This is a genomic window from Dyadobacter sp. CY356, from assembly GCF_021440195.1.
In the GTDB taxonomy this organism is placed as follows: domain Bacteria; phylum Bacteroidota; class Bacteroidia; order Cytophagales; family Spirosomataceae; genus Dyadobacter.
Map to the genome: position 1 here is coordinate 685,182 of NZ_JAJTSZ010000001.1, position 14,203 is coordinate 699,384.

The following is a 14,203-nucleotide window of genomic DNA, read 5'->3' on the forward strand; positions in this document are numbered from 1 at the left end:
AAAATGAGCAAAAAATTTATACACAAACTAGCAATATCAGGTTCTATTTTCGCCTTACTTCTGGTAAGCGTTGAAAGTATAGCACAACGTTACCCCTCTCAGGAAGTATTCGGGAAGAACCGTGTTCAAAATAAAACCTTTACCTGGAAGATTTTCAGGACTACAAATTTTGAAATTTACCATTACCAGGGCGGTACTGCATTGGCCAAACTTACGGCACAATATGCTGAAAATGAATTCGATAAAATCACCGATGTCCTGGGCTGGACGCCCTATACCCGCGTTAAAATTTTCCTTTACAATTCTCCACAGGAACTTGAACAAAGTAACATGGGACTGTCGAAAATCGACAATCTGGATGAACGGAAACTTGATCTTGGACAGTCACGCGTTGAGGTAGCGTATACCGGAGACCAGATTGGATTTAAGAAAAAACTGGTAAAAGACATCAGTCTTCTTTTTGTTTACGACATGCTTTATGGTGGTAATATGAAAGAAGCACTTCAAAGTTCTCTGCTTCTTACACTTCCTGAATGGTTTATGACCGGTGCAGCCGCCTATATTTCAGAAGGATGGTCGCCGGAACTTAACGATTACATGCGTGATTTTTTAAAAAATCGTAACGTCAAAAAACCAACCTTACTAACCGGAAATGACGCAACGCTGATCGGACATTCGATCTGGAATTATATCGCTGAAAAATATGGACGCGACAAGATTTCAGATATCCTGAATCTTACCCGTATTATTCGTACCGAACAAACGAGTATCACCAGCACCTTAGGCGTTCCTTCTTACAATCGTTTTTTAAGAGACTGGCGTGCTTATTACATCAATATCAACAAAAAAGCAGAGCAGTTTTACACAGATCCGGCTCCGGTCTGGAAATACAAACTGAATGAGTTGACAGCCAATGATGCAAATGCTGTTATCAAACTTTCTCCTGATAAAAAATGGACAGCCGTTAGTGAAATGAAGAACGGCCGTTACAGGGTTTATTTATTCGATAGTGAATCCGGATCGAAAAAAATGATCCGTCAGGGAAAACTTGATATTATCGGAGGCAGGTTGAAAACGCAGCCACCACTTTTAGGCTGGTCAAGAAATAATACACTTTCTATTCTTGCATCTGAAAATGGCCACCAGAATTTTTATCAATACGAAAATCTGGATACGAAAAAGATAAGAATAAAATTGAGAAGAGTGCTTCGCAGTCTGGACCAGGTGAGTGATATGGATGTTTCGAATGACGGAACAATGCTTGCCGTCAGCGCGGATAAAAATGGTCAGAATGATCTATTCCTGGTAAGCGTTTCCCGTACATCTATTACAGGTCTAACCAACGATTTGTATGATGATGTCTCGCCAAGATTTGTTCAGGGATCATCAAGACGCGTAGTTTTTGCTTCAAACCGTCCGACAGATTCATTAGGAACTGATAAAGGAAATTTCAAAACGATGTCTTCCGGTTTATCGCTGTTTGAACATGACGGAACGCCAAGATCAGAAGTTATTACAAGATTGACTCCATTGGATCCAAAAGTGAAAGTTGCGCCGATTTATGCCGATGAAAATGACGTTTATTATTTATCAAACATAAAAGGTGTAAACAACATATTCAAGTACAGTAAAGCTTCAAATGCGAGCACGCAGTTAACCAATTACATCTACAACATCAGAAGTGCAGATATTTCCTTGAAGTCTGGCGGAGCCATTGCTTATACCTATCTGAATGACGGTTATTACACCGCCGCATTCAAAAACGGATTTGATTCAAATGCCTCGCTTAAGACACCTTCGCTTATCAAAGGAGATGTTATAGGTGGAACTGAAACCAAACCAACTGTTGCAACTGCTGCCAGACCGGATTCTGCCATAACGCCTGTAAAAGCGGAGCCTTCGCGGCTTGCTTTGAAAGAGGGGGAAGTAGATACGGATAATTATGAATTTGATGAAGAAATTCTTAAAACGTTTGAATCACGTCAAAAAAGAGGAACTTTCGCAAACACGCCGGCGCTGACAAGAACAAAAGCGACGCGCGAGAATATTGCTATCAAAGGTCCTTACAATTATAAAGGACTGTTCATAACTAACGATGCGAGTTCTGACTGGCGCATCGATCCTGTTCGTGGATTTGGGTATGCGCAGACTATTTCGATGAATGATTTGCTCGAAAACCACGTGATCAAGGCTGGCGTATTCATATCTTCAAACTTTCGGAACAGTAATCTTTTTGCGGAGTATAATTACAACGCACGCCGGGTTGATTTTGGTTTAAGAATTGACAGACAAGCTTTGTATATTGATTCGGAAGTTGCACCGCAAAAATATCGTTTTAATAAAGTGACGCTGTCAGCATCTTATCCTTTCTCCACAACAAGCCGTTTTACACTGGCTCCCATGTTCGCATCGACAAGAAATATCGATCTGATCCTTACCAATCCTGATTTGAAATCAAATTACGGAGCTTTGAGAATGGAATATGTGTTCGATAATACCCGGACAAATGGATTGAACATGATGCAGGGAACCCGTTTTAAGGTGCGTTACGATACTTACATGGGTTTATCAAACAGCAATGAAAGCTTTAACCGGGTAAGTCTTGATTTCAGACATTATCAAAAAATTCATCGTGACCTGATACTGGCAGTGAGAGTGGCAGCGAGTCATTCTGGCGGAAAAGCAGCTAAACAAAGTGTTTTGGGTGGTATGGAAAACTGGATTGGAAATAAAAAAGATTCCCGTACAACCGGTGTCAACGCGCTTGATTTCACAAAAGATAACCGTGATATTTTCTTTACAGATTTTGCAACAAATCTTCGTGGATTCAATCTGAACCGTTTGTCCGGTACCAGTTATATGCTCGCAAATGCAGAACTGAGAATTCCTCTTATTAAATATTTATACCGCGGAGCTATTACTTCAAGTACACTTAGAAACTTCCAGATAGTAGGTTTTGGTGATATTGGTACGGCATGGACAGGAAAAGGGCCGTTCAGCGAAAAAAACAGTTTGAACACAGAAATAATCGGAAGTGTTGAAGATCCTTTCAAGGCGACGGTTACCAATTACAGAAATCCGTATTTGATGGGTTACGGTATTGGAGCCCGGACAACGGTTTTCGGTATTTATGTTAAGTTTGATTATGCATGGGGTCTTGACAACGGCTCTACAAACAAGGCGATTCCTTATGTTACTTTGGGATATGATTTTTAAATTGATAAGTGAATAGATAATTTAAAAGAAACTGAAATGGCAGGAGATTGATTCTCGTGCCATTTTTTTTACAAACCCCACCTTTTATTTGAGATTTAACAATGATAACAAATTTTAGAAAGAGCATTTTTTCCTGTCTTCTGATTTTTTCCTTTTTCTTTTTTTATAAACAAAATGTTTTTGCTCAACGGGAGGTTTTGTATGAGCAATATCTGCAAAATCCGATGGCGATAAATCCGGCATTTACCGGTGCTAGGGAGACCTTTAACATGACAGCCATGTTTAGAAGGAAATGGTTTACAATACCCAATTCGCCTTCCAGCCAGACTTTTGCGGGTGATGGAACAATTTCTAATGGCAAATTTGGTATCGGTTTTCAAGCCCTGAACGACCAGACCAGCTATTTCACAACCACTGCATTTTCTGCTTCTTTTGCTTATCATCTCGGTATAAACGATCATTGGAAATTGGCCTTGGGCGGGCAGGGTGGCATAAATGTTTTACCTGTTTTTGATGTACAATCATCACTTAACAGTACCAACCGGGCATTGGGCAGTTTTGGGTTAGGTGCATGGCTCCATTCGGACAATTTTTTTGTCGGTGTGTCAAAACCGGAAATACTGTCTCAGAAATTTGGTCAGCAAAGTATTGCGAATTATTATCGTCGTCCGCTTTACATTATGGTGGGTGGTAGTTATCCACTTGCGGAAGACGTAAAATTGTTGCCGAATTTGCTGGTTGTGCAGGAAAAGGATTACAAACTTAGGGTAGATTTTGGCGGACGCGTCTGGTTTAGCGAGAAAGTGGGAATCGGGGCAACTTATCATGCAGGCGGCGCATATTCCTATGGCGGGGATAATATTAATTATTTACAATTATCCGCCGAAGCGCAGATAGGCAGGAATATCCGACTGGGATATTTTTACAGTACAAGACAAATTGAACAAGTTAACATAGTTTCCAATGCGCCCAAAGGAATTCACGAGCTAATGCTGAAGTTTGTTCCTAACCCGAATGGCTTCCAGAAGTATTGAAGTAAACATAAGGTGAATATCTCTGAACATGTTTAGTAAAAAGGAGATTTTTTGCGTTTTGTTTACATAAGTCTCGTAACTTTGTGCGGTAAATGAAATAATCACATTTGTGATGGATAAATACACATATATAGCAAATTCCGACGCCGCTTACATAGAGGAATTATACAATTCCTATAAGCAAGATCCAACCTCCGTAGACGAAGGTTGGCAGAAGTTTTTTGAAGGGTTCGATTTTTATCAGAAATACCCGGCTAACGGCAATGGACATGCCAATGGCACCACCAATGGAAAAGTAGCTGCACCTGCCGGAAAGGTAGATGCGTCTCAGATCCGAAAGGAAATGGAGGTGGTTCACTTGATCCGTGGTTATCGTTCAAGAGGTCACTTGCTGGCCACTACTAACCCGATCCAGAAGAGAAAAGACCGTCAGCCACAGCTGGAATTGAGCGATTTTAGTTTGGGTCCTGAAGACCTGGATTCTGTTTTCGAAGCAGGAACTGAGGTTTTTGGACGTCCGGCTACTTTGCGTGAAATTGTCGATTCTCTGAAAACGATTTATTCAGGAAACATTGGATTTGAGTATCTCTATATCCGTGACCGGGAACAAAAAAACTGGTTGCGTAAGAAAATTGAAAAAGAAGCATTGAACATGACTTTTTCAATTGATGAGAAAAAACATATTCTTTCAAAATTGAATGAGGCAGTAGTTTTTGAAAACTTCCTTCACACAAAATACCTTGGTCAGAAACGTTTTTCACTGGAAGGTGGAGAAACAACGATTCCTGCTCTTGACGCGATGATCAACAAAGCGGCAGAAATGGGCGTTGTGGAAGTGATGATCGGTATGGCGCACAGAGGTCGTTTGAACGTACTTGCCAACGTAATGCAGAAAACTTACGGACAGATCTTCAATGAATTTGAAGGTAATCTTCCGGATCAGGTTTGGGGAGATGGTGATGTGAAATACCATATGGGTTACGCAAGCCAGATCACTGCTGAAAATGGAAGCCAGGTTCATTTGAAACTAGCTCCAAACCCGTCACACCTTGAAGCGGTAAATCCCGTAGTTGAAGGATATATCCGAGCAAGAGCTGATGGCATGTATGAATCCGATTATGACCGTGTTCTTCCAGTGATCATTCATGGTGATGCAGCGGTTGCCGGTCAGGGAATTGTTTATGAAGTTACGCAGATGTCTGGCCTGAATGGCTATTACACAGGCGGAACGATTCACTTTGTGATCAATAACCAGGTTGGTTTTACAACAGACTTTGTTGATGCACGTACCAGTATCTACTGTACTGATGTTGCCAAAGTTGTTGATGCGCCGGTTCTGCACGTAAATGGTGACGATCCGGAAGCAGTCGTATTCTGTATGCGCCTTGCTGTGGAATATCGTCAGAAATTCAACAAGGATATCTTTATTGATATGGTTTGTTATCGCCGTCATGGCCATAACGAAGCAGATGAGCCTAAATTTACCCAGCCGACATTATACAAATCCATAGAAAACCATCAAAATCCACGCGAGATCTATCAAAAGATTCTGGCAGATCGTGGAGATATTGATGCGCAGCTTGCTGCGAATATGGACAAAGAGTTTAAAACTTTGCTTCAGGAGCGTCTTGATATGGTGAAACAAAAGGCATTGCCTTATGTATTGCCAAAACTGGAACAGGAATGGCATAGTTTAAGAAAATCTACTCCGACTGATTTTGAAAAATCACCGGAAACAGGTGTTCCTCTGGAAGTTCTTGAAAAAATAGGTAAGGCGATAATCAATACGCCGGAAGGTTTTCAGCGCTTGAAACAAATTGACAAACTTCTTAAAGATCGTGAACAAATGATTTTTGAGAAGAAAGAAGTAAACTGGGCTACGGCTGAGTTGCTTGCTTACGGATCGATTTTGGCAGAAGGAAATATCGTTCGGTTAAGCGGACAGGATGTTCAGCGTGGTACATTCTCTCACCGTCATGCCGTTTTGCATGATGTCGAAACGAATGATTCATATAGCAATCTTGAACACATTCAGGAAGGCCAGGGGCCTTTCATGATCTATAACTCTTTGTTATCAGAATACGCCGTTTTAGGGTTTGAATTCGGTTATTCGATGGCAAATCCTAACGCTTTGGTTATCTGGGAAGCTCAATTTGGTGACTTTGCCAATGGAGCGCAGGTGATCATTGATCAGTTTGTTACAGCCAGTGAAACGAAATGGGATCGCTGGACTGGTCTTGTGATGCTTCTTCCTCACGGATATGAAGGTCAGGGACCAGAACATTCCAATGCGCGTCCTGAGCGTTACCTGCAATTATCGGCTGATTACAACGTCATTGTTGCGAACGTTACCACACCTGCTAACTTCTTCCATATGATGCGCCGTCAGTTGGCGTTCCCGTTCCGTAAGCCTTTGATCGTGATGTCACCAAAGTCGATGTTAAGACATCCGCTTTGTGTTTCTCCGCTTGAAGATCTGACGAAGGGATCATTCCAGGAAACGATTGGTGATAATTTCGTTGATCCTAAAAAGGTAACAAAAGTGTTATTGTGTACAGGTAAATTGTACTATGAGTTATACGAAAGACAGCAAAACGATAAACGTGATGATGTAGCTATTATCCGTCTGGAACAAATGCACCCGTTCCCTCAGAAACAAATCGACGAACATCTTGCACTTTATGAAAATGCGAAAGTATTTTGGGTACAGGAAGAGCCTTTTAACATGGGTGGATGGACTTTCATGCTTCGTATGTATGCTGGCGCTAAACCTTTGGAAGTAATTGCCCGTCGTTCAAGTGCATCGCCATCAACAGGGTTCTCGAAAATCCATGCCCAGGAACAGGCTGAGATTATTCGCAGAGCATTTGAATAGGTATTTAACTCGTTATAAAAGACATAATTCGTTCATCATATTGCTGTAAAAATGGCTGAAATTGAAATAAAAGTACCGCCGGTTGGCGAGTCAATTACTGAGGTTACGATAGGAAACTGGTTCAAAAATGACGGTGATTTTGTGAAATTGGACGAGGTCATTTGCGGACTGGATTCGGATAAGGCAACGTTTGAACTTACTGCGGAGTCTGAGGGCGTTTTGCATATCAAAGCACAGGAAGGCGACACATTAAATATTGGTGAATTGATCGCTACGATTGATCCATCCGGAAATGGTTCTGCTCCGGCGGCACCAGCTCCGGCAGCTGCACAAGCTGCGGCTCCTGTGGCAGCACCAGCTCCTGAAAAAGCTGAGGAAAAAACTCCGGCAGCACCTGCGGAAGCAGTCTCTGCTCCGGCGGGTAAAATTTATGAAATGAAAGTGCCTGCGGTTGGTGAGTCAATTACAGAAGTAACGATCGCGTCATGGAGCAAAAAAGATGGAGACCAAGTAGAACTGGATGAAATCATTTGCGAACTGGAATCAGATAAAGCAACATTTGAATTGCCATCAGAAGCGGCTGGTACATTGAGAATTGTTGGACAGGAAGGTGATACCTTATCAATCGGTGCCGTAATTTGTACGATCGAGGTAGGAGCTGGAAGTCCTGCTTCTGCTGCGCCTGCATCAACGCCCGCAGCTCCTGCTGCAAATGGTGCAGAGGCTGATAAAGGGTACACTGAGAAACATACTTCTCCTGTTGCCGCCAAAATTCTGGCAGAAAAAGGAATCGATCCTAAGGATGTGAACGGTTCTGGTTCAGGTGGAAAAATTATGAAGGATGATGCTTTGAAAGCAGGCGCAAAACCTGCGGCAGCTCCTGCTCCGGCAGCAGCGAAACCTACTGCACCATCTGCGCCTGCTAAGGTTGCAGTTCCTGGTGAACGCGGACAACGTCGTGAAAAAATGTCGTCACTTCGTAAAACAATCGCAAGACGTCTTGTGGCTGTGAAAAACGAGACGGCTATGCTTACAACTTTCAATGAAGTTGATATGAAACCGGTAATGGATCTTCGTAACAAATTCAAAGACAAGTTTAAAGAAAAACATGAAGTTGGTTTAGGCTTTATGTCATTCTTTGTTAAAGCGGTAACCGTTGCTTTGAAAGATTTCCCGGTTGTCAATGCATATATTGACGGCGAAGAATTGGTTTACAATGACTACGCCGATATTTCGATTGCTGTTTCCACACCGCGTGGTTTGGTAGTTCCGGTTATCAGAAATGCAGAAGATCTTTCTTTCTCAGCGATTGAAAAAGAAATCGTTCGTCTTGCAGTTCGTGCTCGTGACGGTAAATTAGGTTTGGATGAAATGTCCGGAGGAACTTTCACGATCACAAATGGCGGAACTTTCGGTTCAATGCTTTCTACACCGATTATCAATGCGCCACAATCTGCAATTATGGGAATGCATAATATTGTAGAACGTGCTGTGGTTGTAAACGGGGAAATTGTGATTCGTCCGATCATGTACCTTGCTCTTTCTTACGATCACCGTACGATTGATGGAAAAGATTCAGTAAGCTTTCTGGTTCGGGTAAAACAATTACTTGAAGATCCAATGAGATTATTACTTGATATGTAATATATTAGGCCCATCGAAAGATGGGCCTTTTTTTATTGTCAAACCCTCATATATTTTAGTCGATGTTTGTTTGTCGATTTCTACAAAGTTTACTTCTGTCAACTCTGCTGACAAGTTTTTGTTATGCACAGCTAAATAAAGAAACAACTTCCGACACTCTTCCAGACAAGCTCCAAAATATTTTTACTTACCCCACCATAACAAAGTACCGCAATAAATTTAGTATCGAGAAAAGAATTTTACGTACCAGTGAAATCGGTGATATACTTGCGAAAGGAGATACGAGTGCTTTCCGTTTGTATCAGAAAGGACGAACAAATCAAAAAACAGGAGTTGTTCTTGTAATTAGTGGCGGGGGACTTCTCGTTGTCAGTAGTATCGTAGCACTGGGGCAAGCACTCACCAGTATTACGGCCTACAATTCAGAAAATAATGAAAGTACTGCGGCAATAGTTTTATTAGTTGCAGGCAGTGGTTCTGTTATTGCCGGAATCGTTACGGCTATTCTTGGAGGTGAAGACAAGAATAAAGCAGTAAATCAGTATAATTTAAGCATAAAATCAAAAAGACGACCGTTAGGATTTTATGTGAAACCCGGCGTAACCGGGATTTCTCTTGGATTAAGGTTTTAACTTTTCATTGGCTTTATGCCTGTCCTTATCCCGTTCCGTTTTCTTAGCCAGATTTTTCTCGAATGCTTCTGTCAGATTAATCCCTGTCTGATTGGCCAGACAGATCAAAACCCAAAGTACGTCGGCCATTTCATCTCCAAGATCTTTATCCATATCAGACTTTTTGAAAGACTGGTCTCCGTAAGTTCTGGACATAATCCGGGCAACTTCTCCAACTTCCTCAGTCAGGATCGTCATGTTTGTAAGCTCTGAAAAATAGCGTACACCGTAGGTTTTTATCCAGTTATCAACTTGCTGCTGTGCTTCGTCAAGGGTCATATATTGAGAAATTAAATTCTGTTCCTGGAATCAATTACGATCGTAACCGGTCCGTCGTTTAATAAAGCTACTTTCATATCCGACCCGAAAATTCCGGTTTCAATTGGATTTTCCAGTTCTTTATTGAGAAACTCAATCATTTGTTCATAAAGCGGAATCGCAATTTCCGGCCTGGCTGCTTCAATGAATGAAGGTCTGTTTCCTTTTTTTGTGCTTGCATGCAGTGTGAACTGGCTGATTAGCAGAATATTCCCGTTCACAGATTTTAAATCCAGATTCATTTTACCTTCCTCATCGCCAAAAATCCGCATCCCGATTATTTTCTTTCCAAGCCACTCAATATCTTCTTTGTTATCTTCGTGGGTTATACCAAGTAAAACCAAAAAGCCGGTACCAATTTTACCTTCAACTTTACCTTCAATTGTTACTGATGCTTCGCTTACCCGTTGAATTACTGCAATCATAAATGAATAATTATATAAACTGCGACACGAAAAATTTTCCTTTTGGCATACAAAATCTTGGGCAGGCAAAATAACAATAAATAAATCAGGAATACATTTCAGTAAAATTTATTTCAATATCAAAATTGGCAGGAAATAATACTGAACATATTGAAACACCGTTTGAAGGGTTGTATCTTGTAAGGAGGTAATACCCTGAACAAACATCTAATTTCAAATGATCGTTACAGATAAATCAAATGCCGGTAAGTCAATTGTGAAGGAGGAGCGGATATCTGTTTTTGATATTTTCAAGATCGGTGTTGGCCCATCCAGTTCACACACTTTGGGACCGTGGCGGGCGGGACAATTGTTTGTGGAATTATTGAAAAGTGCCACAAATCTGGATAAGATTACTTCCATCAAAGTAAATCTTTTTGGCTCTCTTGCAAAAACAGGAAAGGGGCATGGAACTGATCTGGCCGTTCAACTAGGTTTGAGTGGATACGATCCGGTTACGATGGATACGAAGCAAATTGATAGCATCAAAAACCAAATATCAGATAATAACAAACTGATTATAAATGGTAGCAATGAAATTGATTTTAATCCAAAAACGGATATTATATTTCAAATGCAGAAATCACTGCCCTTTCATCCCAATGCTTTGACATTTTCAGCTACTACCGATGAAGACGAAGAAATAAGTGAGACCTATTATTCTGTTGGCGGAGGGTTTGTGATTAAAGAGGAAAGTCAGGAAGAAGCTTCTCCCTGCGTCAAATTACCATTCCCGGTGGATCATGCTTCGGATCTTTTAAACTGGCATCAGCCGACCGGAATGTCAATTTCTGATCTTATTTATGAAAATGAAAAAGTATGGCGAAATGAAGAAGAGATAAGATCTGAGCTGCTGAATATCTGGCGGGTAATGAAAGAATGTATTTATGCAGGTTGTCATAATGAAGGCATTTTGTCGGGTGGATTAAACGTTAAACGACGGGCTTCCTCATTGAGTAAAAAACTTTTAGATGGTAAAGAATTCAGTAACCACGACGAATGGATCAATGCTATACGTTCCAGTGGAAGCGGATTCAAATATACACTTGACTGGCTAAGTTGTTTTGCGCTGGCGGTTAACGAAGAAAATGCCTCATTCAGCCGTGTTGTTACGGCACCAACGAATGGTTCGGCAGGCGTGATTCCGGCAGTTTTACAATACTATCTTATTTTTTGTAGCGGTACTGAAAATGACATTATCCGTTTTTTGTTAACTGCCAGTGAGATCGGTTGTATCTTCAAAAAAGGAGCAACCATTTCTGCTGCGATGGGCGGTTGCCAGGCTGAAATTGGCGTTTCTTCTGCCATGGCTGCTGCGGGTCTGACGGAAGTTTCCGGCGGCACTGTTGAACAATGTCTGATGGCTGCTGAAATTGCGATGGAGCATCACCTGGGAATGACCTGCGATCCTGTGGGCGGATTGGTGCAGATTCCCTGTATTGAACGGAATACCATGGGTGCAATTAAAGCCATCACGGCTTCGCAACTTGCTATGCAGAGCAATCCTGAAAATGCGAAAGTTTCCCTGGACAATGTTGTCAAAACAATGTGGGAAACGGCATTGGATATGAATTTTCGCTATAAGGAAACTTCGGAAGGTGGATTGGCGATTAATATTCCAATCAGTTTAAGCGAATGTTGATTATAAATGCAAAAGCAAATGGGCCAGGCCAAAATAAACACCATAACCAATCAGGTCATTTGCTGTTGTTATAAAAGGTCCGGACGCAACGGCAGGATTTATACCAATCCGATCCAAAACAATCGGTGTTACTGTTCCGGTAAAGGAAGCCAGAAAAACGACAGATAAAAGAGCCGAGGAAACGACGAGTGCCAGTTGTAACTCGTTTCCAATCAGTAAATTAAAACCGAAAACTATTCCGCTGATAATTAATCCATTAATGGAAGCTACCGCAAACATTCTGATTAGTCTGCTCCAGACACTAATATCCAGACCACTTTTGTCCGCAATACTTTGAAGAATAATCGATGAAGTCTGAATTCCTACATTACCGCCTGTTGAACCAATGATAGGAATGAAAGCCGCCATGGCCGGAATTATTTTTAGATCGCCTTCAAAAAAACTGATAAATTTCGCTGCCAGAATTCCGCCCATCATACCCACCAATAGCCAGGGCAGGCGGGCTTTGGTTTGTTGGAAAATGGTATCGTCTTCTTCAACATCTCCTGTGATACCGGCCATGGCCAGGGTATCAGAATTTGCCTGTTCGGTAATTACATCGATCACGTCATCGATGGTGATGCGTCCCAGAAGTTTTCCCTGCACATTGACAACAGGAAGTGCGTCAAGGTCATAACGCTGCATGAGTTCTGCAACTTCCTCCGCCGGGCGGTAAGTTTCTACAAAAATGACGTCCTTGTCATACAAACTTTCAATTTTTGTATTCTTATTGGCCAAAACGATTTTTTTCAGGGAAAGTATGCCAAGTAAAATTCCATTATCATCAATAACATAAACGGCATATACTTTTTCAACATCTTCTGCCTGTTTGCGCAGCTCTTCAATACATTGATTTACATTCCAGTTGACATTGGCCTTGACCAACTCTTTCTGCATCAAACCACCCGCCACATCTTCATCATAATGCAGCAGATCCAGAATAAAACGCGCCTGTTCGCGGTCTTCAAGTAATGCAATAACTTCTTCCCGAACGCGGATCGGTTGTTCATTCAGCAAATCCACCGCGTCATCAGAATCAAAAAGATTGACGTATCGGGAGATTTCCTCAGAAGTAAAAGCTTCCAGAAATTCTCTTCTTTCATTAGGATCAAGCGCTGCCAGAATTTCAGCACCCAGCTCTGTATCAAGTTGATTGATCAGATATCGGGCCTCGGGAGTATCCAGTTCATACAACAAGCCCGTGATATCAGCCGGAAAAAGCTCTGCCATTTTGCTGCGAATGGCTTCGGGATTTTCAGTGACGATCAGTTCCTGGACTTGTTCAACGTACTCTTTGGTTAACTCAAAATTCATAAAATTTTATTGGCAAAATCGGTATTACAATGAGAGAAGTTGTTCGTAAAGTTTACCAAAAGGCAAATCTAAAACGTTAATGTTAGCTGTATATTTTTTTACTGATTTGCTTTTATTACTGTTTCAGCAATCACGGTCAGTTCTACAAAATCTGCAACACTTAATTGTTCTGCGCGTTTGGTAAGCAAAGGATGCTCGGGCATTTCGCCAATAGGTTTCAGCGCATTCCGAAGTGTTTTTCTGCGTTGATTAAAAGCAGTTTTTACAACCCTGAAAAATAGTTTCTGATCGCAGGCAAGTGACTTTGTAGCATTTCTGGCCAGACGAATCACACCGGATTGTACTTTCGGAGGCGGATCAAACGCACCGGGCGGAACCGATACCAGGTAAGTTATATCATAGAAAGCCTGCAATAAAACACTCAGAATTCCATAATCCTTATTGCCGGGAGGAGAGGCAATCCGCTGCGCTACTTCCTTTTGAAGCATACAAACCACTTCCTGAACCTGATCCGGATTTTGTAAAACTTTGAAGAAGATCTGGGAAGAAATGTTGTATGGGAAATTCCCGATGATCGCGAATGGCTCAGGAAATATTTCCGAAGTATCATACTTCAAAAAATCGCCTTCGATAATACGCGGAGTTAATTCCTCATAATGTTTTTTCAAATAGACGACTGATTCCGTATCAATCTCGATAACATAGGTTGAATAGTCAGTTTTTTGAAGCAAAAATTGCGTCAATACACCCATTCCAGGACCTATTTCCAATACTTTGTTATATCCTCCATGACCACTCAAACCGTCAACAATCTTGTTGGCGATATTCATGTCTTTCAGGAAATGTTGTCCCAAATGTTTTTTGGCACGAACTTTCGAATCGTTCTGATTTTTATAATTTATTTTCACGATTCAAAATTACGTCTTAATTCGTAGATTTATCGAATAAAGAATAGGAAGTAATCTTAAAAATGCGGTTTCCGACTA

At 41.3% G+C, this 14,203-nt stretch carries 10 protein-coding genes; 6 read left to right on the forward strand and 4 right to left on the reverse strand.

The genetic code is table 11. From position 1 onward, the window contains the following. Window positions 1–3 precede the first annotated feature (3 nt). The 5 genes from LXL81_RS02970 to LXL81_RS02990 all read left to right on the forward strand — a co-directional run bounded on the left by LXL81_RS02970 (window position 4) and on the right by LXL81_RS02990 (window position 9,401). A complete protein-coding gene (locus tag LXL81_RS02970) occupies window positions 4–3,216 on the forward strand; it encodes a hypothetical protein (protein ID WP_234645214.1) in 3,213 nt (1,070 codons plus the stop codon). Window positions 3,217–3,317: 101 nt separating this feature from the next. Further along, complete coding sequence (locus tag LXL81_RS02975) at window positions 3,318–4,250, forward strand: PorP/SprF family type IX secretion system membrane protein (RefSeq protein WP_234645215.1); 933 nt, start codon at window positions 3,318–3,320, stop codon at window positions 4,248–4,250. Between the two features lie 112 nt (window positions 4,251–4,362). Continuing rightward, window positions 4,363–7,125, forward strand: a complete 2,763-nt coding sequence (locus LXL81_RS02980) for a 2-oxoglutarate dehydrogenase E1 component (RefSeq protein ID WP_234645216.1) — start codon at window positions 4,363–4,365, stop codon at window positions 7,123–7,125. Window positions 7,126–7,176: 51 nt separating this feature from the next. Then, a complete protein-coding gene (gene odhB, locus LXL81_RS02985) occupies window positions 7,177–8,769 on the forward strand; it encodes a 2-oxoglutarate dehydrogenase complex dihydrolipoyllysine-residue succinyltransferase (protein WP_234645217.1) in 1,593 nt (530 codons plus the stop codon). 62 nt (window positions 8,770–8,831) lie between these two features. Beyond that, window positions 8,832–9,401, forward strand: coding sequence for a hypothetical protein (locus LXL81_RS02990; protein ID WP_234645218.1), 570 nt, complete (start codon window positions 8,832–8,834; stop codon window positions 9,399–9,401). Here LXL81_RS02990 and LXL81_RS02995 read toward each other — a convergent pair. Continuing rightward, a complete protein-coding gene (locus LXL81_RS02995; protein ID WP_234645219.1) occupies window positions 9,390–9,719 on the reverse strand; it encodes a nucleotide pyrophosphohydrolase in 330 nt (109 codons plus the stop codon). The genes LXL81_RS02990 and LXL81_RS02995 overlap by 12 nt on opposite strands. 11 nt (window positions 9,720–9,730) lie before the next feature. Continuing rightward, a complete protein-coding gene (dtd, locus tag LXL81_RS03000) occupies window positions 9,731–10,183 on the reverse strand; it encodes a D-aminoacyl-tRNA deacylase (RefSeq protein ID WP_234645220.1) in 453 nt (150 codons plus the stop codon). A gap of 217 nt (window positions 10,184–10,400) precedes the next feature. On the opposite strand from dtd, the gene LXL81_RS03005 reads away from it, so the two are divergent. After that, a complete protein-coding gene (locus tag LXL81_RS03005) occupies window positions 10,401–11,864 on the forward strand; it encodes an L-serine ammonia-lyase (protein WP_234645221.1) in 1,464 nt (487 codons plus the stop codon). On the opposite strand, the gene mgtE is transcribed toward LXL81_RS03005, so the two are convergent. Together mgtE and rsmA are read right to left on the reverse strand one after the other, a co-directional pair. Further along, window positions 11,865–13,217 (reverse strand): magnesium transporter, encoded by a 1,353-nt coding sequence (gene mgtE / locus LXL81_RS03010; RefSeq protein WP_234645222.1) that lies wholly within the window; start codon window positions 13,215–13,217, stop codon window positions 11,865–11,867. A 98-nt stretch (window positions 13,218–13,315) separates the two neighbouring features. Further along, on the reverse strand, window positions 13,316–14,119 hold the full coding sequence (gene rsmA / locus LXL81_RS03015; RefSeq protein ID WP_234645845.1) for a 16S rRNA (adenine(1518)-N(6)/adenine(1519)-N(6))-dimethyltransferase RsmA: 804 nt from the start codon (window positions 14,117–14,119) through the stop codon (window positions 13,316–13,318). Between the last annotated feature and the right edge of the window lie 84 nt (window positions 14,120–14,203).